The organism is Streptomyces sp. NPDC045955 (genome assembly GCF_056430805.1).
Map to the genome: position 1 here is coordinate 37,153 of NZ_JBWKKY010000016.1, position 23,293 is coordinate 60,445.

Below are 23,293 nucleotides of genomic sequence, written 5' to 3' on the forward strand. Positions count from 1 at the left end.
CCGTGTCACGGCGCACCGGTGCGCGAGGCGGGGCGCGATCACGTCCTTCGTATGGACGCACCGTGACGGGAGTGGGAAGGTCGAATAACCGCGGGCGTCGCCGGAGCCGCACCGCACGCGGATCCCGCGTGTCCGCGCCCACAGTGACCTCACCGTGCACGGGAGGCAGGATCATGGGCGACAAGGCACAGACACACCCTGGGGCCGCCGGCAGGGCACAGGCGGCCGACCACCCCCAGTCCGTACGGAATGTGGTGCTGGTCGGCCACTCCGGATCGGGCAAGACCACGTTGGTGGAGGCCCTCGCGCTCACGGCGGGGGCAGTGAACCGGGCGGGCCGCGTGGAGGACGGCGGCACCGTCTCCGACTACGACGAGATCGAGCACCGGCAGCAGCGCTCGGTGCAGCTCTCCCTGGTACCCGTCGAGTGGGACGGCATCAAGGTCAACCTCCTCGACACCCCCGGATACGCCGACTTCGTCGGTGAGCTCAGGGCCGGTCTGCGCGCGGCGGACGCGGCCCTCTTCGTCGTCTCGGCCTCGGACGGCGTGGACGGCTCGACCCGCATGGTGTGGGAGGAGTGCGCGGCCGTGGGCATGCCCCGGGCCATCGTCGTCACGCACCTGGAGGCGGCGCGGGCCGACTTCGAGGAGATGACCCGGATCTGCGCGGAGGCCTTCGGCGCGGACGACCCCGACGCGGTCCTGCCGCTCTACCTGCCGCTGCACGGGCCGCAGGCGCCGGACGGGCACGCTCCCGTGACCGGTCTGATCGGGCTGCTGTCGCAGAAGCTGTTCGACTACTCGGCCGGCGAGCGCAAGGAGTCCGAGCCGGGCGAGGACCAGCTGCCGCTGATCGAGGAGGCCCGCAACCGGCTGATCGAGGGGATCATCTCGGAGAGCGAGGACGAGACCCTCATGGACCGCTACCTCGGCGGGGAACCGGTCGACGTCAAGACCCTGATCGAGGACCTGGAGCGGGCCGTCGCACGCGGCGTCTTCTTCCCCGTCCTGGCCGCCGCCCCCGCGACCGAGGGCTCCCGGCAGGGGCTCGGCACGGTGGAGCTGCTGGAGCTGATCACCCGGGGCTTCCCCACGCCGCTGGAGCACGAGACGCTGCGGGTGACGACGGTCGACGGCAAGCCGCGCGAGCTCAAGCCGTGCGACCCGGACGCGCCGCTGGTCGCGGAGGTCGTGAAGACCTCCTCGGACCCGTACGTCGGCCGGCTGTCGCTGATCCGGGTCTTCTCCGGCACCCTGCGCGCCGACCAGACGGTCCACGTCTCCGGGCACGGCCTGGCCGACCGCGGGCACGAGGACCACGACGTCGACGAGCGGATCGGCGCCCTGTCCACGCCGTTCGGCAAGCAGCAGCGCCCGGTGTCGCACGTGATCGCCGGTGACCTGGCGTGCGTGGCCAAGCTCAGCCGTGCCGAGACCGGCGACACCCTGTCCGCCAAGGACGACCCGCTGCTCATGGAGCCGTGGCAGATGCCCGACCCGCTGCTGCCGCTGGCCATCCAGGCGCACAGCAAACCGGACGAGGACAAGCTCTCCCAGGGCCTGGCCCGGCTGGTGGCCGAGGACCCGACGATGCGGCTCGAACAGAACCAGGACACCCACCAGGTGGTCCTGTGGTGTCTGGGCGAGGCGCACGCGGACGTCGCCCTGGAGCGGCTGCGCAGCCGCTACGGCGTCCAGGTCGACGTCGTACCGCACAGGGTGTCCCTGCGCGAGACGTTCGCGACCAAGGCGGCCGGGCGTGGCCGGCACGTCAAACAGTCCGGCGGGCACGGGCAGTTCGCCATCTGCGAGATCGAGGTGGAGCCGCTGCCGGGCGGCTCGGGCATCGAGTTCGTGGACAGGGTCGTCGGCGGCGCGGTGCCCCGGCAGTTCATCCCGTCGGTGGAGAAGGGCGTACGCGCCCAGGCCGCCAAGGGAGTTGCCGCCGGATATCCGCTCATCGACGTACGCGTGACCCTCCTGGACGGCAAGGCGCACTCGGTGGACTCCTCCGACGCCGCGTTCCAGACGGCCGGGGCGCTCGCACTGCGGGAGGCCGCGGCCGACGCGAAGATCCATCTGCTGGAGCCGGTGGCCGAGGTGTCGGTGCTGGTCGGCGACGACTTCGTGGGCGCCGTGATGAGCGACCTGTCGGGGCGGCGCGGCCGGGTGCTCGGCACCGAGCAGACGCCCGGCGGGCGCACCCTGGTCCGGGCCGAGGTGCCCGAGATCGAGATCGGCCGGTACGCGATCGACCTGCGGTCGATGACGCACGGCACGGCCCGCTTCAGCCGCCGGTACGCACGGCACGAGCCGATGCCGCAGCAGGTCGCGGACCGGATCCGTGAAGAGGAGCGCAAAGCCTCATAGTTGGGGCCCGAGGGGGCCAAGTGGCCCTGGTGGGGGCTCCCTCCGCACAGGCGGGCGGTTCCGCGGACCGCCCGCCGACGGATGCCGGTGCCTGCGGATACGCTGATGACCTGATCAACAGGTGTGCGGAGCGCGGAACTCGGGAAGGCCGCTTGATGCGGAAGCGGCAGCGATGGGGGCGGCAGTGACGGACGGATTCGACTTCAGCCCAGGGGCCCAGGTGCCTCTGGCGGGTGCGAGCGGCCAGACCGCGGCGACCTACGCGCTGGCCGCGGCGGCGTACCGGGACGACGAGGTCGCCAAGATCCTGAACGCCGACAACGAGTGGCACCAGTCGAAGGTGACCCCTCCGCGCTCCTGGGCGAAGATCTTCCGCCCCAACTTCGGCGAGGCCTTCTCCCGCGCCGTCATCGACCGGATGCTGGGCGCCGGGCGCAACCCGGTCATCCAGTCCTTCGGCATCGAGCCCCAGGTCGTCGTGGAGCACTGTCTGGCGGCCCACCGCATCCGCCGCGACCGCGACAACTGGCTGTCGGCGGTCACGGTGATCTGCGGAGTGCTCTTCCTGCCGGGATTCCTCGTGTGGCTGCTGGTGTTCACGCTGCGCACCACCATGGCCAAGCGCGAGGACAAGCGGGCCGGCGCCCTCGCCACGACCCTGCTGGTCGCCGTGGGCGCGCTCGCCGTGCTGTTCCTGATCCGCATGCCGTTCGAGGGATTCTGGGCCCTGTACGGGCGCGCAGCGGTCGTCATGCCGGTCGTCGGCTGGTTCTGGGCCAAGCAGATCTGCGAGCGGACGGCCCGGGACCTGCGGGAGCGCTGGTCGAGCCTGCTGTCGGGCGGCGGTGTGGGCGCCAAGATCCCCGAGGCGGTGCCGGGCAACCCCGGCGACGCGGCCGAGCAGGTCCGCAAGGAGCTGGCCCGTCTCGCCGCCGAGCAGCGGTCCAACTCGGTCTTCTACGCCGGGCCCAAGGGCATACTCGGCATGGGCACGCGGTGGGGCAGCTGGCAGCTGGCCGAGGAGCTGGTGTCCGCCGAGCCGGGCAAGGAGTTCCACCCCTTCCGCAGCTGGGACGTCATCGTGGCGATCCAGGGCGGCCTGGGCATGCTGGAGCGCACGTCCATCAACACCGGCGGCTTCCCCAAGCCGTCCATCACGCACTGGATCGTCACGCCGATCGGTGAGAAGGCGACGGAGGTGTCCCGGCCGAGCGGCGCGGACGTCGACGCGTACACGGTCCGGACGCACGCCATCCAGGACATCTGCAACAAGCAGCAGTTCGGCAGCGGCGACCGGCACTATCTCGGCGTGCAGTGGACCCTGTGGGACGGCCACCTGGTCATCACGATGCTGATCACGGTGACGGTGCTGCACGACACGCTGCGCATCGAGGTCACCGGGCACGCGCTGGGACCGGTCAACTCCCTGTTCAACGAGAAGCCCGCGGCCAAGGAGAAGACGGTTCAGAAGGCCTTCCGCTTCTGGGAGACCCGCACCGTGAAGATGCCCCTGATCGACGCCGACGAGGTGGTACGGCTGGCCGCGCGCGCCCCGCTGACCTGGTATCCGCCGCTGCTCAACTGGCTGGGCGGCAGCCTGACGCTTCCGGAGCCGTTCGGTCTGCGGCACGCGTGGGCGGACCAGCCGTGGCGGCACCGGTTCATGGCGGACGACGCGCTGCGGGCTGCGACGCCCGTGCTGCGGGTGGTGCATGCGGCGGCGCTGAAGGTGCTGCGGGAGAACGGGGTGGACGTGGAGAAGTTCGGGTCCAGGTCGGCGGCGCTCAGTGGGGCGGTGCAGGAGGCTTCGCCGAAGAAGGCCGACGTCTACGACGCCTGAGCCGCGGGCAGTCGTGCCGCTGGGGCGGCACGGGCGGGCGCGGCGGCACCCCGCAGTGCCGGGCTGCGCACCCACCCTGCGGCACGGCAACCGAGCGTGCCGTCCAACGCCGCGCTTTACGAAGGCCAGGCCTCCGCCAGCATCTTCCGGGTGTCCGCCAGCAGCTGCGGCAGTACCCGCGTGTGTCCCACCACCGGCATGAAGTTCGTGTCGCCGCCCCACCTCGGCACGATGTGCTGGTGCAGGTGTGCCGCGATGCCCGCGCCGGCGACCGAGCCCTGGTTCATGCCGATGTTGAAGCCATGGGCGCCGGAGGCCGTGCGCAGGGCCGTCATCGCCTGCTTGGTGAGTTCGCCGAGCTCGGCGGTCTCCCCCGCCGTCAGGTCGGTGTAGTCGGCGACGTGCCGGTAGGGAACGGTCATCAGGTGCCCGCCGTTGTACGGGTACAGATTGAGCACCGCGTAGACCTGCTCGCCGCGCTTGACGACCAGGCCGTCCTCGTCGGACTTGGCCGGGATCGAGCAGAAGGGGCAGCCGTCGCCGGCGCCCGGGCCGCTCGGCTTGTTCTCGCCCTGGATGTAGGCCATCCGATGGGGCGTCCACAGACGCTGGAACGCGTCCTGCGTCCCCACTCCCAGCTGCTGCTCCGGCTCACTCGTCATGCAGTGCAGCATATGGCGTCGAGCTGGGGGGACGGCAAAGGCCCCCGGGATCTCCCGGGGGCCCGTACGCGGTGCGGTCAGGGCGTGGTCGCGCCCTGCGGTCAGACCTGGGCGCGCTCCTCGACGACCTTCATGATCTTCGCGATGGCCTCGTCGAACGGGATGCCGTTCTCCTGGGAGCCGTCGCGGTAGCGGAAGGACACGGACCCGTGGGACATGTCCTCGTCGCCCGCGATGACCATGAAGGGCACCTTCTGCTTCTGGGCGTTGCGGATCTTCTTCTGCATACGGTCCGAGGAGGAGTCCACCTCGACGCGCAGGCCCTGCTTCCTGGCCGCCGCCGCGAACTTCTCCAGGTACTCGACGTGCGCGTCACCGATCGGGATGCCGACCGCCTGGACCGGGGCCAGCCACGCCGGGAAGGCGCCCGCGTAGTGCTCCAGGAGCACGGCGAAGAAGCGCTCGATCGAGCCGAACAGGGCGCGGTGGATCATGACCGGGCGGGTCTTGGAGCCGTCCGCGGCCGTGTACTCCAGGTCGAAGCGCTCCGGCAGGTTGAAGTCGAGCTGGATCGTCGACATCTGCCAGGTGCGGCCGATGGCGTCCTTGGTCTGGACGGAGATCTTCGGGCCGTAGAAGGCGGCACCGCCCGGGTCCGGGACCAGGGGCAGGCCCTGCTTCTCGGCGACCTGGCGGAGGGTCTCCGTCGCCTCCTCCCAGGCCTCGTCCGAGCCGACGAACTTCTCCGGGTCCTTGGTGGACAGCTCCAGGTAGAAGTCGGTGAGGCCGTAGTCGCGCAGCAGGTTCAGGACGAAGGTGAGCGTCTTGTCGAGCTCCTCCGACATCTGCTCGCGCGTGCAGTAGATGTGCGCGTCGTCCTGCGTGAAGCCACGGGCCCGGGTCAGGCCGTGCACGACGCCCGACTTCTCGTACCGGTACACGGTCCCGAATTCGAACAGGCGCAGCGGCAGCTCACGGTAGGAGCGCCCGCGCGCGTCGAAGATCAGGTTGTGCATCGGGCAGTTCATGGGCTTGAGGTAGTAGTCCACGCCCTCGTCGAGCTGCATGGGCGGGTACATGCCGTCGGCGTACCAGTCCAGGTGGCCCGAGGTCTCGAAGAGCTTCCCCTTCGTCGCGTGCGGGGTGTAGACGAACTCGTAGCCCTCCTCCTCGTGGCGGCGGCGGGAGTAGTCCTCCATGACCCGGCGGATGACGCCGCCCTTGGGGTGGAAGACGGCGAGGCCGGAGCCGATCTGCTCCGGGATGGAGAACAGGTCGAGCTCGCTGCCGAGCTTGCGGTGGTCGCGCTTCTCGGCCTCGGCGAGGAACTCCAGGTGCGCCTTCAGCTCGTCCTTGGTCGGCCAGGCGGTGCCGTAGATGCGCTGGAGCATGGGGTTCTTCTCGCTGCCGCGCCAGTAGGCGGCCGCGTTGCGCATCAGCTTGAACGCGGGGATCGCGCGGGTCGACGGCAGGTGGGGACCGCGGCAGAGGTCCTTCCAGCACAGCTCGCCGGTCTTGGCGTCCAGGTTGTCGTAGATCGTCAGCTCACCGGCGCCGACCTCGACGTCCGCGCCGTCGTCGCTGGAGGCGGCGCCCTTGAGGCCGATCAGCTCCAGCTTGTAGGGCTCACCGGCCAGCTCCTCGCGGGCGGCCTCGTCGGTGACCACGCGGCGGGCGAACTTCTGCCCCCGCTTCTGGATCTCCTGCATCTTCTTCTCGATGGCCTTGAGATCCTCGGGCGTGAACGGCTTCTCGACGTCGAAGTCGTAGTAGAAGCCGTCCTTGACGGGCGGGCCGATGCCGAGCTTGGCCTCGGGGAAGAGCTCCTGCACGGCCTGCGCCATGACGTGCGCGGTGGAGTGGCGCAGGATGTTCAGGCCGTCCTCGGAGGAGATCTCGACGCCCTCGACCTCGTCGCCCTCGGTCAGGGCGTACGACAGGTCCTTGAGCTCGCCGCCCACGCGCGCGGCGATGATCGAGCGCTCGCCGGCGAAGAGCTCGGCGGCCGTAGTGCCCGTCGTCACCACGCGTTCTTCCCGCTCGGAATCGCGCTGGATGATCACACGGACGTCTGACACCGGTCTCTCCTGACTGAAGGTGGGGTCGCGGCGCCATACCGGAGCGCGCGCACGAGTATGGATCGTACCGACCCAGGACCGCCCACCGCGAAATCAGTCCCCGCAGTCCCCTCCGCAGGCCTCCTCGAAGAAGGCCGCCATCCCGGCGTTCTCCTGGAGCGCCTTCATCAGGCGGTCCCGCTCGGCGTCGTCGACCTGCACCGGTACGACGCCGTGGGCGCCGGTCAGGCGCCGGAAGCCGCCCCGGCTCTCCAGCCGACCCTGGACCCGCACCGGCAGCCCGACCAGATGGGCGTGCCCGGCGATGCGGTACCCCTCCTCGTCGAGGGTGATGCGGACGTTCGGTACGTCGGCCCCGGCCAGCACCCGCAGCCGTACGGTGCCCTCGCCGCGCGGCCCCGACCTGCGCATCCGTGTCACGGCTCCGGTGATCCGCACCGGTACGGCGGGTTCCTCGCGCAGGTAGCGGGCGCCCGCCTCGCGCAGCACGGGCAGGTCGCCGGGTGAGAACTCGACGGGCTCGGCGGAGGGCGCGCAGCCCTCGGGCACACCGGCGGCCGGGGCCCACTCGACGGCGATCCTCGCGCCCTCCGTGCCCCGGACCAGGGCGACGAGGGCCTCGGTGAGCTCGTGGCTCACCCCCGCCTCGACCGCGGCGTCGAAGGCGTCCATGCCGCCGGTGGCGCGCTGGTAGTCGATGGCCTCACGGGCGGCGTACAGGGCCTGGTGGAGGCGGACGGCGAGGGGGCGGCCGCCTCCGACCGGCACGAAGGCGGTGAGCCGGCCGTGCGTCGCGGAGCCGACGAGGACGTGGTCCAGCAAGGCCGCGGCGGAGCGACGGTGCCGGGCTCCGTGGTAGCCGGCCCGGGCGCGGGTGGCGAGCGCCGCCGCGAGCAGCATCCGGCGGGCGGCGGTGCGCAGCCGGTCCTCGACGGTCCAGGGCGCCGCACCGGCGGGCCCGGCGGGGACGTCGTGCCACCAGCGGATCTCGTCGCTGGGGACGGCGAGGGAGACGAGGACCTCACGGGCGGAGGGCGAGGCGCTGCGGGACAGGGCGAGCAGGGCCTCGGCGAGCAGGTCGTCGCTGTCGGGGAAGGCGCGGCTCTCGGGCACGAGGAGGCTGGTGCCGTTGCCGCCCGGGCCGGGCGGGGTCCAGCGGCCGTAGCGGCCCGGGGCTCCGCCGCGCCGCCGCCAGCCGTGCCGGCGGAGCAGGGCGCCGAGCACGGCCGGGTCGATGTCCGCGGGCTCGGGCGGAGCGCCGCTGAAGGTGCTGTCGACGGGGTGGGGCCGCACGGGCCTCAGTGGCTCCTCGGTCGGGCGGTGCGTCACGGTTTCCCTCCCGTCCCGACCCGCGTCATGATCTCGCACAGCGCCCGGTCGTCGAAGATGCGTGAAGTCGGTATCCGCACGGTGGTGCGGCGGCGGCCGGTGATCGGCTGGCCGGCGAGGTTGGTCCAGTAGCAGCAGTGCCTGAGGTCGAGCCGGTCGTGGCCGGCGCGCAGCCAGTCGTCCTGGGAGCGCGGCACCAGCATCACCACCAGGATCTTGTGCACCGACACGGGTGTGCGGGCGAGTTTCGCCAGGTGGTCGTTGTCGAGCGTGAAGGCGAAGGTGCGGCCCGGTGGGTCGGGCGGCACCTGATAGGTGGCCTTGAGCTGCACCTTGATGGTGACCTCGTCGTCGACGGTGTGCCCGGGGGCGCTGTGGCTGACGTGCCAGTCGATGCCGTTGTCGGGGAACGGCTGGGAGAGCGAGCAGCCGGCGGCGGCCGCGACGGCGTGCAGATAGCCGACCTGGAGTGTCTCCATGCAGGCGGTGGTGGCGAGAGTGCCGCGTGAGGGGGCCGTGCGCTCGGGCAGCAGCCCGCCCCGTTCGGGCTGCGCTATGGCCATGGCCAACAGCCTTCCCCAACAGTCGAGTCCCCGTACGGTCCGTTGAACTGCGCGGACCCGTACTCCTGTTGTCTCCGTCCGGCGTACGGCGCAAACAGGCCGGGTATCACCGGATCGGGCAGCGGACGGTGCGTCAACTGCCGAGGGTGAACGAGGGGTTGTTGTGGCTATGACGACGTGCTGGTATGAGGGGCCGCTGGCCGCCTTCGACACGGAGACGACGGGCGTGGACGTCGAGACCGACCGCATCGTGTCGGCCGCCGTCGTCGTCCAGGACGCCCCGGGCCTCCGCCCGCGGGTCAGCCGCTGGCTGGTGAACCCGGGCGTGCCGGTGCCCGCCGAGGCGACGGCGGTGCACGGGCTGACGGAGGAACACCTTCAGCGCAACGGCCGGTGGCCGGCGCCCGTGATGTTCGAGATAGCGGAGGCGCTCGCCGAGCAGGCGCAGGTCGGCCGCCCGGTCGTGGTGATGAACGCGCCGTTCGATCTGACCCTGTTCGACCGGGAGTTGCGCCGTCATCGCGCCTCGGCCCTGAGCCGCTGGTTCGAGTCGGCGCCGCTGTGCGTGCTCGACCCGAGGGTCCTGGACAAGCATCTGGACCGCTACCGCAAGGGCCGCCGCACCCTGACGGATCTGTGCGCGCACTACGGCGTCGCCCTGGAGGGCGCGCACGACGCGGCGGCCGACGCCGTGGCGGCGCTGGAGGTCACCCGGGCGGTGGGCCGGCGTTTCGCGTCGCGGCTGGAGCGCCTGGCCCCCGGTGAGCTGCACACGCTTCAGGCGGTGTGGCACGCGGCGCAGGCCCGGGGGCTCCAGGCGTGGTTCGCGCGCAGCGGCGTGGAGGAATCGGTCGACCCGGCGTGGCCGCTGCGTCCGGACCTGCCGGCGGCGGCCTGAGCGCCTGGTACGGGGCATGAGAAAACCGGTCCGTCTGCGACGGACCGGCTGTTTCCGGTGGGCGATACTGGGTTCGAACCAGTGACCTCTTCGGTGTGAACGAAGCGCTCTCCCACTGAGCTAATCGCCCGGGAACGCACTGAACAATACAGGTCCCGGCACGTTTCCTTCAAACCGCTTCGAGGTGCCTGGCCAGTCCGCGCGCTCCCGTGCTCATCATCAGCCGGTGATTGGCCCGGAAGGCGGGCCGGCACGGCACGGCGAGCCGCCGCAGCAGCGGCTTGCGGACGTCGACGACCTGGTCGTACCGCACGACAGTCCCCGCCCCGTCCGAGGTGACCGTCCAGCGTGCCCAGCCCTCCATGTCGCCGGACAGGGCGATCTCCAGCACGCCGACCGCGGGGTCGCGTCGCACCTCCCGCGCCGTGAAGGTCAGGTCGTACGGCAGGACGGAGCGGATCCGGACCACCCCCGTGGTGTCGTCGAGCCGGGTCACCTCCTTGACCTGGCGCCACCACCGGGGGTAGTCCTCGGCGCGCTCCAGTGCCTCGTACACGGCAGCGGGCGGCGCGGCCAGGGTCCACAGAGCGCGGAAACGGTAGCGGTTCCAGTCCATGACGGCAGTCTGCCCACGTGCGGTGCGGGCTGTCTGAGTACGCGCCTGAGTATCCGCACTCATGCCGTACGGGGGTGACGCCGACCACACTGCCGGTCATGACGCACCTTCCGCCCCCGGCCGAGGAGTTGCGGCTCCTCGATGCCGAACTCCGGCAACTGGACTCCCGCCGCAGCCAGTTGCTGGCCCGTCGCGCCTGGCTGGTCGCGGCCCTGCAACAGACACAGCAACAACCGCAGCAGGCGGGGGCTCAGACGCGGACGCAGCCGCCGCCCGCCGCGCCGCCCCGCCCGGAGACCGCCGCGCCCAGCGTGCAGAACGTGCTGCTGGTGCTCGGCGGTGTGCTGCTCACGCTCGCGGCGGCGGTGTTCACGCTGGTCAGCTGGGGTCAGATGGGGATCACCGGGCGGGCGCTGGTGCTCGGCGCGGTCACGCTGGCCGCCCTCGCCGGGCCGGCGCTCCTGCTGAAGCGGGGGCTGCGGTCGACGGCCGAGTCCGTGGCGGGTCTCGGCTTGGCGCTGACCGTGCTGGACGCCTACGCCCTGCACGAGGCTGCTCTCGCCGGGACCGACGGGACGGGGTACGCGGCGGCCGCGACAGCGGTGCTGGCGGGGGTCTGGTCGGCGTACGGTCTGCTGCCGGCCACGGCCGCGCTGCGGCTGCCCCTGCCCTGCGCCCTGGCGGCGGCCCAGTTCCCGCTGCTGCTGTGGGCCCTGTCCGCCGGCGCCGATCCGTATGCGATCAGTGGCGCGCTGCTGGTGACGGCCGGCCTCGACTCGGTGGCCGCGGTGCGGGTGCCGGCCGTTTCCGTACGGATCTGCGCGGTCGTCGGCGCGTACGGCACGGGCGGCTCGGGCGTTCTGGCGGCCGGCTGGCTGTCCGTGACGGCCGGCGGCCCGGGTGCTGCCGGCCGGGCCGGGGGACTGCTCCTCCTCGCGGCGGCGATCGCGCTGGGCGCGGCCTGGCGGGTTTCGGCTTCGGGCGCACGGCACGCCCTCGGTCTCGCGGCGGCCTCGGGGCTGCTCACCGTGGGCGCGCTCGGCGCAGTGGCTCGCTTCGCGGTGCCGGCGCAGTGGGTGGTGCTGGTCCATCTGGCCCTCGGCGTCGCCCTGTTGGCGGGGCTGCGGGCCGGGCGGCTGCTGCCGGACGCGGTGCGGCACGGTGTCGCCTGGGCCTCCGCCGTCGTACAGGCGCTGTCTCTGCTGTGGGCGCTGCCCGTCGTCGCGCTGGTGGTGATGGGGCCGACCGGCTGGCTGGGCCGGGTGTGGAGCGGTGCGCCGTCGGACGCCCGTGCGGCGGTCGCCGTCGAGGCGCCCTGGCCGTCGGACGCGCCGGCGGCTCCCGTCGTCCTGTTGGCGGTCGCGGCCGTACTCGCCTCGGTGGTCCGGGCGGAACAGTGGCGCCCGCGTGCCCGGCTCGGTGCGCTGGGTCTGCTGTGGACCGCGGCGCTGCTGCTTCCGGCGATCCTCACGGTTCCCTACCTCGCGGGGCTGGCGGTCCTGGGAGTCATGACGGCGGCCGCGCTGTACCTGGGCCGGACCACGGCGTCCGGTGCGCGGACCACGGCCCTCGTCCTGGCCCTGGTCACGGCTGCCGACCTCACCCTGGTCTCCCTCGCCTCCCAGACCGCGACACTCGTGGTGCTGTCCCTGCTGACGGCGCTGCTCGCCGCGGCCTCGTGGCGCTCGGGCGTCGCTCCCTTCGCGGCTCCGGCCGCCCTGGTGTACGCCGCCGCCCTCGCCGCGGCGACGGGTGGCGCCGTGGACTGGCCGCCGGCCCGGACCGCCCTTCTGGTCCTGGTCGTTCCCGTGGCCTCCGCCCTGCTCGCGCCGCGTCTGGCCGCGTGGCGGGCGACGGTGCCGGTCGAGGCGGTGGGCGCCGCCGCCGGGCTGCTGGCCGTGGGCCTCGCGGTCACCGATCCGCCGCTGCTCGCCCTGGTGCTGGCGTTGTGCGGCGTCATCGCCTCGGGCACGGCGCTGCGTGGGGACCGCCGTCCCGTCGGCTACGCGGCCACCGCCCTGTTCGTGCTGGCCGCCTGGGTGCGCCTGGCCGCGTGGGAGGTCGGCACGCCCGAGGCGTACACGCTCCCGGTGACCATTCCGGCGCTGCTCGTCGGCGCCCTGCGCAGGCGCCGCGACCCGCAGCTCTCCTCCTGGACGGCCTACGGCCCCGGACTCGCCGCCACGCTCCTGCCGAGCCTCGTCGCGGCCTGGGGCGACCCGCACTGGACGCGGCCGTTGCTGCTGGGCACGGCGGCCCTGCTGATCACCCTCCTGGGTGCCCGGCACCACCTCCAGGCTCCGCTGGTGCTGGGCGGCTCGGTGCTCGCCCTGGTCACGCTGCACGAACTCGCCCCGTACGTCGTGCAGGTGACCGGCGCACTCCCCCGCTGGGCGCCTCCCGCCCTCGCCGGACTCCTGCTGCTCGCACTCGGGGCCACGTACGAGCAGCGGATCCGGGACGTCCGGCGGGTGCGGGAGGTTCTGGGGAGGATGAACTAGTGCCGAGGCACCAACCCTGGTGCTCGCGCCGTCGGTGCCTCCGCGTGCCGTACGGGTGTCTCGACTGCGGACAAGGCCCGTGATGTCATATTTTCCCGATCGGCCGCTGCAGGCGACACGGTCGGGCGGGACGGGGGAGGCATCATGACGGACCTGGAGGAATCGGCGGGGCGGGGCACGGGCGCCGAGGACCGGGGAACACTGGAGCACCTGCTCTCGGTGGTGGGGGCGGGAGCCGTGGAGTTGCACACGGCCCCGGAGGGACTGCGGACGAGCGTCACCGGCGTCCATGTGCTGGACGCCCTGGAACCCGTCATCAGGCCGCGGGAGTTACTGCTCGCGGTCGGCGTCGACCCGCGGTCGGCGCATGCGGTCGACGTGGTGCGCCGGGCGAGTGAGGCCGGTGCGGCCGGTGTGGTGTTCGGCCCGGGGCGCCCGGAGCCCACCGCACGAGCGTTGCGGGCGGCCGCTGAGGAGGGCGGCACGGCGGTGCTCTTCCGTACCGCCTGGTGCACCTGGGCACAACTCGTGGGTCTGCTGAGGGCGGGACTGGCCGCGGCGGGTGTACCCCCGATGCCCGCGACCATCGGCGTGCGCCTGGGCGATCTGGAGTCACTGGCCGATGCGGTGGCGGCCCTGGTGGGAGGCTCGGTGACCATCGAGGACACGGACTCCCGGGTACTGGCGTACTCCTCCACCGAGGAGAACGTGGACGAGATGCGCAGACTGACCATCCTCGGTCGTCGCGTGCCGCCCTGGCGTGTGGCGGCCATGCGGGAGGCGGGGTTCTTCCAGGCGCTGTGGGGTGCGGGGGACGTGCTGCACCGGCCGGCCCACGGCCAGGACCCGGAGCGTCTGGTCGGCGCCGTACGGGCGGGCGGAGAGGCGCTGGGGTCCATCTGGGTGGCGGCGGTCGCCGGCCGCCCGCTGTCCCCGAACGCCGCTGAGACCCTGCGCGCGGCGGCCCGGACAGCCGCCGCCCACCTGCTGCATCACCGTACCCACAGCTCGGACGGCCGGTTGCTGGAGGACGCGGCTCGGGCGCTGCTGGAGGACCGCGGATCCGTCGAGGTGCTCGCGGAGCGGGCCTCGCTGCCGCCCCGGGAGCCCTGTGCCGTCCTGGCGGTGGGAACCGGGTCCGACCGCCACGGGGACGACGACCCGTCCGGGCTGTACGGGCTGCTGACCCTGCACTGCGCGGCCCTGGGCCACCGCGTCGTGGTGGTCCCGGCGGGGGGCAGGATCCTGGTACTGCTGAGCGGGCTGGAGCGCGACCCGGGGCGGGCCGACGGCCAGGTGACGCGGCTCGGCGAATCGCTGGCCGGACAACTGTCGGCGACGATCGGCTCGTCGGTGAAGGTGGGGCTCGGAGACGTGGTCCCCGGGCTGGCTCGGACGCCCGCGTCACGCCGGTCGGCCGAGCGGGCCCTCCGGGCGCTCCTCGCGGCCGCCGGGCCACGCGTCGTCGCGCGGAGCGAGGACGTCGCGGACACGGTGGGCATCCTTCAGGTCGTCGACGCCCTGCGTGAGGTGGCGCTGCCGCCGCGGACCTCGGTGGCCCGGCTGAGAGAGTTCGACGCCGCTCACAGCGGCAGTTGCCTGGTGGAGACCCTGCGCGCCTACCTCGACCATTTCGGTGACGTGTCCGCCGCTTCGCGCGCGCTGGGTGTGCATTCCAACAGCCTGCGCTACCGGTTGCGCCGGATCACGCAGGTGTCGGGGCTGGACCTGGAGAGCCCCGACGCCCGGCTGCTCGCCCAGTTGCAGTTGCGTCTGGGTGGAGACGCCGACGGCGCACGCCCCTGAGCGCCCGGCAGCGAGGTGCGGCCACGTGCGGTCCACCGCTTGGCCGCCATCACCATCGAAGGGCCTCCCCTTCGTCGTACCGCACAAGGCCCAGGCGTGGCCGAGGGGTTGTTGCGTTCCACCGCCGTGGGCGAGGGCCTCGCCTTTGACGACTCGACGAAGACACCGTCCCGGTGCGGACAACAGTCTGGTACTCCACCCCGGGGCGGTCCCGGGTGCTGCGCGTACGACACCGGAAGGCTCACCATGACCGGACTGACCCCCGCCGCCGAGCGGCGCGAACGGATCCTCCAGGAAGCGGTGCTGCAGGGACTGCTGGACGCCGAGCGGTCCCAGCTGGTCGCCTTCGTCGACCTCGACGGCGTCGCCGCGACGGTCGGCTCCCTTCACCGTGCCTTCCCTTCGTCGCCCCGTGTACTGCACGCGTTCGCCGCCAAGGCGAACTGTCTGGTGCCGGTGCTGGCGGAGCTGCGTCGGCTCGGCATGGGCTGCGAGGTGGCCACCGCGGGTGAACTGGCCCGCTCGCTGGCCGCCGGGTTCGCGCCGGATCGGATCGTCTTCGACTCTCCGGCCAAGACGGAGGCCGAACTGCGGCGTGCCCTGGACCTGGGTGTGGCCGTCAACGCGGACAACTACCAGGAACTGGCCAGGATCGACCGGGTCCTGGGCGACCGCGTGCCGGTGTCGAGGATCGGCGTACGCGTCAACTCCCAGCTCGGCGGCGGAAGCATCGCCGCGATGAGCACGGCGACCAGCACGTCGAAATTCGGCATCCCTCTGGCGGACCCCGGAAGCCGACGGCGGTTGCTGCGCGCCTACCACGACCACCCGTGGCTGACCTGGGTGCACACGCACGCCGGGTCGCAGGGCTGCCCGCTCGACCTCATGGCCGGCGGGGTCGCGCAGGCCGTGGCGTTCGCCGAGGAGGTCAACGCCTCGCTCGGACGACGCCAGGTCGTCGGCATCGACATCGGCGGCGGACTGCCCGTCAACTTCGCCGACGACGAGATCACGCCGACCTTCGACACGTACGTCCGGCAGCTGCGTGCCCAGGCGCCCGTGCTGTTCTCCGGCGGGTACGAGATCGTCACCGAGTTCGGGCGTTCCGTCCTCGCCAAGAACGGGTTCACCGCCGCGTACGTCGAGTACACGAAGAGCATGGGCGGGCGGCCGATCGCGGTCACGCACGCCGGTGTGCAGGTGGCCACCCGGACCGTTTTCCATCCCGACGCCTGGCCCCTGCGGATCGAGGCGCACGACCGAAGCGGGAGGGCCAAGCGGGGCGGACCGGTCCGCCAGGACATCGCGGGCCCCGCCTGCTTCGCCGGGGACCTGCTGGCGCGCGACCGCGCGTTGCCCCTCCTGGAGCCCGGCGACATCATCGCCGTCCCGGACACCGGCGCCTACTACTTCTCGACGCCGTTCCACTACAACAGCCTGCCCGAACCCGCCGTGCACGGGGTCCGGACGAGCGGTGACGGCGGTGTCCGCTTCGAACTCCTGCGTCCCGCGCAGGACCCCTGGGACGTGCCGGTGCCCGTCCTGGGTGGCCACGGCGCGCCCCCGCGGCAACGGGCGCACGAGCCCGCTCACGGCGTCGGGTAAGGAGCACCGGGGTGGCACAGGCCGACCGTCGAGGGCCCGGCCGGGACGGACCGCTCCTCAGTCAGCGCGCGGCGATCGTCTTCCTGCTGGCAGCCCTGGTCGGCATCGGTGCCACTGTTCTGGCGGCGCTGGCAGGCAACGTGTGGCCGGTCGCGGTGAGCGTCGGAGGCGGGGTCGTGGCCCCGGCCGTCCTGTTCTTCAACCAGATCATCGACTAGACGAGCGGATCCCGATGACTCGCCACGGGATCCGCCGGTCCAGTCCCCCGCTACGGCATCCTGTCCCCCAGCAGCGCCAGGTTCTCGATCGCGGCGAGTCCGTACAGGGAGGTGTCGTTCGTGGAAACCCAGGGCGCCTCGCTGCCCGGCACCAGCGTGAGCGGGCCGCTGAGCTTCTCGGTCTTCCAGGGCGCCGACTCCTTGTAACCGTCGGAGTTGTAGAACTTGTCCCACGCGCGCTTGGCGAGCTTCTCGTCGCCGGACTGGACGGCGGCGTAGGCGTCGAGGCGCGAGTGTCCCTGGAAGAGGATCAGGGAGCCGAAGTTGCTGCCGTAGCGGGCCGCCTGTTCGGCCTTGGTGGCGTTGAAGTAGCGGCAGTAGTCGAGGTACGCCTCCTTGAACTTCGGCACGTCCACGAGGTCGATGAGCTCGGCGCACAGCTCGTTGAGCCCGAAGACGGCCGACAGGTGCGAAACCTCCACCTTGGGCTGGGCGGCGACGGCGAACCTGCCGGTGTCCAGGTCGTACAGACCGCTGCCCTGGACGAAGCCGTTGGGCTGGGCGGCGATCGTCTCCATCGTGGACAGCACGCGCGCCTTGGCCTTCTCCCACTTGGGGCCCTTGCGCTCCCACTCGGTCAGCCACGCCGAGACGAGGCCGCTCCAGTCGGTGCCGAAGCCGATCGACAGGGCGTGCCGGTCGGGCGTGTACGGCTCGGTGCGGATCTTGCGGAGCGGGTCGAGGGCGAGGAACGTCTCGTCGGAGTCGACGTTGGCGTGCATGAGGTCGCCGACGCGTTCGTCCGCCGTGAGGAAGTAGTAGTAGCGCCGGTACGTGGTGTTGGCGATGCGCTGTTGCTTGGCGCTGTCGGCGAAGTGCTGCACGCCGTGCCGGGTGCCGAGGCCCGCCCACTTGCCCAGGTGGTAGACGTCGACCTCGCCGGTGTGCCGGGTCATGGCCTCGGCGAAGCGGAAGATGTCCGAGCGGCCGCTTCTCAGGTACGCGTACCAGAGCCACAGGTCCGGCGACAGCTCGGAGTTGTCCCAGGCGTAGCCGCCGACGTCGTAGCGCCACTGGTGCCGGACGGTGTCGTAGGTGTGCATGATGTCGCCGTAGTCCCAGAAGCCGTACCACCGGCGCATCTCCACCTGGTCCTTGTAGTAGGTGAAGAGGAAGTCGAGGTGGTCCTCGATCTTGGCCTTGGCGGGGGTGGAGCGGTCGGGTTCGGCGTACAGGCCCTTGCCGAAGACGCCCGCCTTGATGAGCTGCTTGGGCGGGGCGGCGAGCTGCGGGAGCACGCGGACGGCCTCGACCTGCCCGGCGAGCTGCTCGGCGCTCGGGGTGGACTCGTTGGCCCAGAAGAGCAGTTCGGAGGTGCGGGCGATGCCGTAGGGGGTGCCGAACCCGGGCTCGTAGTCCTCGTAGGTGATGTTGAGGCCCTCGATCTGCTCGGGGAAGGTGTCCTGGCCCATGCCGTCGTGGTAGAAGCGCATGTCCATGGGCTGGGCCTCGGGGGACCAGAGCCAGAGGGTGACCTCGGCCTCGTCGGTGTGGGCGTCCCGGATGTCGAGCTGGGCGGGGAACTTCTCCCAGAAGTCGCGCAGCCCGAAGGAGAATCCGCCGCTCACGCCGCCGACGTACCCGAAGCCGGAGGCGCGCCGGCCGCCGCCGGCCGCGATCCAGCCGTGGCCCTTCCTGGTGCGCTTGCGCAGGGTGAAGCCGTCGGCGGACAGCTGGGAGAGGGTGTAGTCGCCCCACTCGGGGATGTACTGCAGCCGGGTGGTGACCCGCTGGTCCCAGGTGGCCGGGTCGGGCAGCTTCTTGCCCTCGTACTGCGCCGCCTGCACGGCCGCGCCCGGGTCGCGGCGCAGGCCGGTGATGCCCTTGACGGCCTCGCGCAGCAGGCCGGTGCCCTCGCCGCCGATGCGGATGTGCCGGTCGTAGGACTCGTCGCGCATGGGCACGCTGAAGCGGACGCCGAGGCCGCGGATGAAGTCGCCGCTCGCCTTGCCGGGCTCCTGCTTCCCGTCGTAGGTGATGGTGTGCACCATGCGGAAGGAGTCGGCGCCCGCGTAGAAGTAGAGCCTGATGGAGAAGGGCAGCCAGCCGCGGCTGCCCCTGCGGTGCTTGCCGTCGATGCGGACGACCGCGCGGACCGGGCCCTCCTGCTCGACGGTGACCTTGTCGACGGCGCCGTCGAAGCGCTCGGTCCTGACCGCGCCCTGGTCCTCGTCCTCGATCTCGGGCTGGCGGATCAGCACGAGCCGGCCGTTCTTGGCGATCTCCGTCGAGCCACGCCTGACCGACTTGACGATCGTGGAGCCGGACTTGCCGATCCTGGCGGTGATGACGCCGGTGGAGACGTCGATGGTGCCGCCGCTTCTGTCGACGGTGACCTTCTTCTCCGGTGCGGCGGGCGTCCCGGCGGTGAGGGTGAGCTTGCCGTCGCCCGAACCGACCGCGTGGGCGGTCCACTTGAGGGAGCCGTCGGGCCAGTAGGCGATCGGCCAGGACTGCACGGGTACGGCCTTGCCGTGCGCGTCCGTCAGCGCGAAGGTCTGGTCCTTCTGGTAGGTGCCCTTCGGCCAGGGGACGCCGACGGTGGAGCCGGGGGCCGCGCCGAGGCCGCCGTCCTCCAGCCAGTCGAGGGTCACCGGGTCGGCGTCGGCGGGCTCGGCTCTGGGGACGGCCTGCGCGTCCTGCGTCCCCAGAGCCCAGCTGAACTGGGCGGCGGCTCCGGCGACGGCGGCCGCCTTCAGAAGGGACCTGCGGGGGATGGGAGACATGGCGTTGCTGCCTTTCCTCGTCCGTGCGGGAAGCGATTCCGTGCGCTGGTCAGGGGCATGACAGAGAGAGGCGCGGCACCCGGGGCGCCGGCCCGGCAGGGGAGGAACCGCCGCTCAGCGGCGCCGGTACCGCTCCTCCACGGCCACGGCCGCCGCCGCGACGGCCCCGAGGACGGGGACCGCGAGCGGCGCGGCGAACCAGGCGGACACGACCACCACGGCCAGTCCGCCGATGATCAGGAAGGACCCGGCCGGGTCGAGCACCGTCCGGCGCCAGGCCGCCGCCAGCAGCGTCCGCCAGCGGACCCCCGGCTCCCAGACCGCCGCCGCCCGCAGCCCGGCCACGATCAGGCCGATCAGCGCGCACACGCCGACGGCCCCGACCAGCGGCCCGCCGGGAATCCCCGCACGGACCGCCTGGACGTCCACCCAGACCGCGGCCAGCGCGGCCCATCCGGCGAGCCCGGCGAGCCACCCGCCGCGCACGGCCGTGCGGAAGTCCGCGACGAACTCCCGCCGGCCACCGCCCTCGTGCGCGGTACGGCGCCGTAGGTGCCGCGCACCCGCGGCGAAGGCGGCGGGATACGTGACGACCCCCAGCGAGGCCACCGCGATCCACACACCGGTCAGCAGGCACTCGGCGAACACCGCGAACCGCTCGGCGAGCAGCGACTCGCCCCGTGCTTTCACCCGGGTCCCGGCCATGCTCACTCAGCCCTTCAGACCGGACGTGGCCATGCCGTCGATCAGATAGCGCTGGAAGGCCAGGAAGAAGGCGAGCACCGGCAACAGCGCGACCAGCGACATGGCGATCATGCCGCCGTAGTTGGCCACGGCGTCCTGGTCCACGAACATCTTCAGGCCGAGCGAGACCGTGTACTTGTCGGGCTCGTTGAGGTAGATCAGCGGGCCCATGAAGTCGTTCCAGGAGTTGATGAACGTGAAGATCGCGCTGGTGATCAGGGCCGGCCGGCACAGCGGCAGCATGATCGACCAGTAGATGCGGAAGTGCCCGCAGCCGTCCAGCCGGGCCGCCTCGTCGAGTTCCTTGGGCATGTTGCGCATGAACTGCACCATCAGGAAGACGAAGAACGCCTCCGTGGCCAGGTACTTGCCGAGCAGCAGCGGTGTGTAGGTGTTGATCATCTCCATGTTGCGGAACAGCACGTACTGCGGGATCAGCAGCACGTGGTACGGCAACAGGAGGGTGCCGATCATCAGCGTGAACAGCAGATTGCGGCCCGCGAACCTGATCCTCGCGAAGGCGTAGGCCGTCAGCGAGCAGGACGCCAGGATCCCGATCACCGAACCGACGCCGAGGAAGAGCGAGTTGTAGAAGAAGGTGGAGATCGAGATGTCGGCGATGCCGTCGGCGAGGCTGGTGTAGTTGGAGATGATCGGGTCGCCCGGGAAGAGGTCCAGGCTGCCGACGATGTCCTCGCTCTTCTTGAGCGATCCGCCGATGACCCAGATCACCGGATAGAGGATCACCGCCAGGACCAGCAGGGAGCCGATGTGCCAGGCGAGGGATCCGGGCAGTTTGTGCCGCAGTCCGCCCGCTCGCGCGGCGGGGGCCGGAGTGATGTCGGTGGCCTGCGCGCTCATCGGGCGCCCTCCTCGTAGTGCACCCAGCGCTTCTGGGACCAGAACAGCACCGCCGTCACCAGGGCGACCGCGACCAGCAGCATCCAGGCCATGGCGGAGGCCAGGCCCATCCGGCTGTTCTCGAAACCCTGGACGTAGAGGTAGCAGGTGTAGACCATCGAGCCGTCCGCGGGACCGCAGGCGTTGCCTCCGGCGCCGCCGCCGACGATGTACGCCGAGCTGAAGATCTGGAAGGAGTGGATCGTCTCCAGCAGGACGTTGAAGAAGAGCACCGGGGAGATCATGGGCAGAGTGATGTTCCAGAACCGCCGCAGCTTGCCGGCCCCGTCGACCTCGGCCGCCTCGTACAGCTCGCGCGGGACCTGCTTGAGGCCGGCCAGGAAGATGACCATGGGGGCGCCGAACTGCCAGACGGTGAGCGCCACCAGGCTGTAGATGATCATGTCCGGGTCGCCGGTCCAGCCGCCGACGTCGACCCCGAAGATCTTCTGCGTACGGTCCACGATCGCGTCGTCCGAGAAGATCGCCTTCCAGACGATCGCTACGGAGACGCTCGCGCCGATCAGCGACGGCGCGTAGAAGGCGGCCCGGTAGAAGGCCTGTCCGCGCCGCTGCTGCGCGAGGAGCAGGGCCACACCGAGGGCCGCCAGCAGCTTGAGCGGCGTTCCGACGACGACGTACCAGAGCGTCACCTGCACCGAGTGGCGCCAGCGGGGGTCGCCGAACATCTCGGAGAAGTTGTCGAGGCCGATCCACTTGGGGGCGTCGAACAGGTTGTAGTCGGTGAACGCGAAGTAGAGCGAGGCGACCATCGGGCCCGCGGTGAGCAGCAGGAACCCGGCGATCCAGGGAGACATGAAGAGATAGCCGGCCAGGTTCTCCCGGCGCCGCCGCCGCTTGAGGGCGGCGGGGCGCACGGGCTTCACCGGACCGTGCCGCGGCTCGGAGTCCTGGGAGAGGCCCTCCATCGCAGGGGCGTGTGTCACGGTGGTTCCCATCAGCTGCCGAGAGCCGTCTTCGACTCGGTGAAGAACTGCTTGACGGCGTCGTCCACCGAGCGCTTGCCCAGAGCCATCTCCTCGGAGATGCGCAGGAACGCGGCCTCGCAGATGTCGGCGCCCTCGGGGTGCGGGGTGATGGGCTCCAGGACGCCCGCCTCGACGAGGGACTGCTCGTACTCGGCGATGGCCTTGTTGACCGGATCGGTCGGCTTGTACGCGTCGAACTGGGCCTGTGTCGCGGGCACACCGCGGTCGTAGCCCATGATCTTGGCGACCTCGGGGTCGTGCACCATGAAGTCGATGAACTGGGCGACCTCCTTGGGGTGCTGGGTGCGCTTGGAGGCGCTCAGCATGAGGGAGCCGAGGTACTGGCCGGTCTTCTTGCCGTCCGTCGTCGGGATGGGCGCCAGGCCGTACTCGCTCTTGCCCTCGGAGGTGTAGCGGACGGTGAAGTTGTCCCAGGTGAACTCGCCGCCGGCGAGCTCCGCCGCGACCGCCGACTTGGGCTTGATCTGCGCGACCTTCTTGGGGTCGGCGTAGACGCCCTCCTCGACGCCCTTCTTGGCCTTCGTCCACCACTCCGTCAGATCGGCCTCGGTGAAGCCGAGTCCGTCCTCGGTGAAGAACGCCTTGCCCTGCTGGCGCAGGTAGGGGTCGTAGAGGTACATGACGCCGTACATGCCGCTGTCGCCGGCGCGGCCCGTCCTGTCGCGGATCTTCTTCATCGCCGCGTCGAAGTCGTCCCAGGTCCAGCCCTGCTCCGGTTTCACACCGGCCCGGGTGAAGACGGGCTTGTCGATGACCAGGGCCATCGAGTTGGAACCGACCGGAACTCCGAGGAGCTTGCCGTCGATCTCGCCGAACTTCTCCAATCCGGCGCGGAATCCCTCCATCCGGAGGTTGCCGGCCTTGACCTGCTCGCTGAGATCGAGCAGCACGTTCTTCGCGTCGTATTTGCGCAGGAACCCGATGGCATTCTGGAAGACGTCCGGCGGATTTCCGCCGGAGGCCTGGGTGTTGAACTTCTTCCAGAAGTCGAGATAAGGCTGGAAGTCCGTTTTCACCTTGATCTTCGGGTACTTCTTCTCGAAGAGCGCGATGGTCTTGTTGATGCGCTCGGCGCGGTCCTCCGCACCCCACCACGCGTAACGGATCGTCACCGTCCCGTCCGCGGAGGTCCCTCCGTCGCCACCGCAGCCGGTGGTCGCCGCCAGCCCCAGCGTGGCCGCCGTGGCCCCGGCCGCCTTCAGAATCGTACGTCTCTCAACATTCCTGCCGTTCACCACGGTTGGCCCTCCCCGCACATCGTCCCGCTCGCATGAATCGTTTCAAGTAAGCGCTTGCTGGCACAAGTTACGGAGGGGCTGAGGGTGCGTCAATGATTCGGACAAGATTTTCTTACCGAGCGGGCCG

17 protein-coding genes and 1 tRNA gene are annotated in these 23,293 nt (G+C 71.3%); 7 read left to right on the forward strand and 11 right to left on the reverse strand.

From position 1 onward, the window contains the following. Positions 1-173: 173 nt before the first annotated feature. Together AC07F0_RS28910 and AC07F0_RS28915 are read left to right on the forward strand one after the other, a co-directional pair. Positions 174-2,372: an elongation factor G-like protein EF-G2 gene (locus tag AC07F0_RS28910; protein WP_478983010.1), complete on the forward strand. Its 2,199-nt coding sequence runs from the start codon at positions 174-176 to the stop codon at positions 2,370-2,372. 172 nt (positions 2,373-2,544) lie between these two features. Next, positions 2,545-4,212, forward strand: coding sequence for a hypothetical protein (locus AC07F0_RS28915; protein ID WP_436727967.1), 1,668 nt, complete (start codon positions 2,545-2,547; stop codon positions 4,210-4,212). 116 nt (positions 4,213-4,328) lie between these two features. Here AC07F0_RS28915 and AC07F0_RS28920 read toward each other — a convergent pair whose 3' ends face one another. From AC07F0_RS28920 to AC07F0_RS28935, 4 genes are all read right to left on the reverse strand, one after another. Then, positions 4,329-4,886: an HIT family protein gene (locus tag AC07F0_RS28920; protein WP_351416563.1), complete on the reverse strand. Its 558-nt coding sequence runs from the start codon at positions 4,884-4,886 to the stop codon at positions 4,329-4,331. 89 nt (positions 4,887-4,975) lie between these two features. Next, on the reverse strand, positions 4,976-6,952 hold the full coding sequence (gene thrS / locus AC07F0_RS28925; RefSeq protein WP_478983011.1) for a threonine--tRNA ligase: 1,977 nt from the start codon (positions 6,950-6,952) through the stop codon (positions 4,976-4,978). A 93-nt stretch (positions 6,953-7,045) separates the two neighbouring features. After that, positions 7,046-8,281 carry a hypothetical protein gene (locus AC07F0_RS28930; protein ID WP_478983012.1) on the reverse strand — a complete coding sequence of 412 codons (1,236 nt, stop codon included), beginning with the start codon at positions 8,279-8,281 and terminating at the stop codon, positions 7,046-7,048. After that, complete coding sequence (locus AC07F0_RS28935; RefSeq protein ID WP_086561752.1) at positions 8,278-8,844, reverse strand: DUF4365 domain-containing protein; 567 nt, start codon at positions 8,842-8,844, stop codon at positions 8,278-8,280. Before AC07F0_RS28935 ends, AC07F0_RS28930 begins: the two co-directional genes overlap by 4 nt. Before the next feature lie 169 nt (positions 8,845-9,013). Between AC07F0_RS28935 and AC07F0_RS28940 the strand changes: the two genes are divergently transcribed. Beyond that, positions 9,014-9,742: a 3'-5' exonuclease gene (locus tag AC07F0_RS28940; RefSeq protein ID WP_436727964.1), complete on the forward strand. Its 729-nt coding sequence runs from the start codon at positions 9,014-9,016 to the stop codon at positions 9,740-9,742. A gap of 58 nt (positions 9,743-9,800) precedes the next feature. Here the strand turns inward: AC07F0_RS28940 and AC07F0_RS28945 are convergent. Together AC07F0_RS28945 and AC07F0_RS28950 are read right to left on the reverse strand one after the other, a co-directional pair. After that, positions 9,801-9,872 (reverse strand) — tRNA-Val (locus tag AC07F0_RS28945). Positions 9,873-9,911: 39 nt separating this feature from the next. Next, on the reverse strand, positions 9,912-10,358 hold the full coding sequence (locus AC07F0_RS28950) for an SRPBCC family protein (RefSeq protein WP_478983013.1): 447 nt from the start codon (positions 10,356-10,358) through the stop codon (positions 9,912-9,914). 98 nt (positions 10,359-10,456) lie between these two features. Between AC07F0_RS28950 and AC07F0_RS28955 the strand changes: the two genes are divergently transcribed. The 4 genes from AC07F0_RS28955 (at position 10,457) to AC07F0_RS28970 (ending at position 16,488) form a co-directional block, all read left to right on the forward strand. Further along, positions 10,457-12,859 carry an SCO7613 C-terminal domain-containing membrane protein gene (locus tag AC07F0_RS28955; protein ID WP_478983014.1) on the forward strand — a complete coding sequence of 801 codons (2,403 nt, stop codon included), beginning with the start codon at positions 10,457-10,459 and terminating at the stop codon, positions 12,857-12,859. A 144-nt stretch (positions 12,860-13,003) separates the two neighbouring features. Further along, positions 13,004-14,665, forward strand: coding sequence for a helix-turn-helix domain-containing protein (locus tag AC07F0_RS28960; RefSeq protein ID WP_478983015.1), 1,662 nt, complete (start codon positions 13,004-13,006; stop codon positions 14,663-14,665). A 246-nt stretch (positions 14,666-14,911) separates the two neighbouring features. After that, positions 14,912-16,270 (forward strand): type III PLP-dependent enzyme domain-containing protein, encoded by a 1,359-nt coding sequence (locus AC07F0_RS28965; RefSeq protein ID WP_478983016.1) that lies wholly within the window; start codon positions 14,912-14,914, stop codon positions 16,268-16,270. 11 nt (positions 16,271-16,281) lie between these two features. Continuing rightward, positions 16,282-16,488, forward strand: coding sequence for a hypothetical protein (locus tag AC07F0_RS28970; RefSeq protein ID WP_031139070.1), 207 nt, complete (start codon positions 16,282-16,284; stop codon positions 16,486-16,488). Positions 16,489-16,538: 50 nt separating this feature from the next. Here AC07F0_RS28970 and AC07F0_RS28975 read toward each other — a convergent pair whose 3' ends face one another. From AC07F0_RS28975 to AC07F0_RS28995, 5 genes are all read right to left on the reverse strand, one after another. After that, a complete protein-coding gene (locus tag AC07F0_RS28975; protein ID WP_478983017.1) occupies positions 16,539-19,274 on the reverse strand; it encodes an exo-rhamnogalacturonan lyase family protein in 2,736 nt (911 codons plus the stop codon). Positions 19,275-19,388: 114 nt separating this feature from the next. Continuing rightward, on the reverse strand, positions 19,389-19,979 hold the full coding sequence (locus AC07F0_RS28980; protein ID WP_478983018.1) for a hypothetical protein: 591 nt from the start codon (positions 19,977-19,979) through the stop codon (positions 19,389-19,391). Positions 19,980-19,985: 6 nt separating this feature from the next. Continuing rightward, a complete protein-coding gene (locus tag AC07F0_RS28985; protein ID WP_478983019.1) occupies positions 19,986-20,879 on the reverse strand; it encodes a carbohydrate ABC transporter permease in 894 nt (297 codons plus the stop codon). Continuing rightward, on the reverse strand, positions 20,876-21,877 hold the full coding sequence (locus AC07F0_RS28990; protein WP_478983020.1) for a carbohydrate ABC transporter permease: 1,002 nt from the start codon (positions 21,875-21,877) through the stop codon (positions 20,876-20,878). Before AC07F0_RS28990 ends, AC07F0_RS28985 begins: the two co-directional genes overlap by 4 nt. Continuing rightward, complete coding sequence (locus AC07F0_RS28995) at positions 21,877-23,166, reverse strand: ABC transporter substrate-binding protein (RefSeq protein ID WP_478983021.1); 1,290 nt, start codon at positions 23,164-23,166, stop codon at positions 21,877-21,879. The genes AC07F0_RS28990 and AC07F0_RS28995 overlap by 1 nt, the downstream gene beginning before the upstream one ends. Between the last annotated feature and the right edge of the window lie 127 nt (positions 23,167-23,293).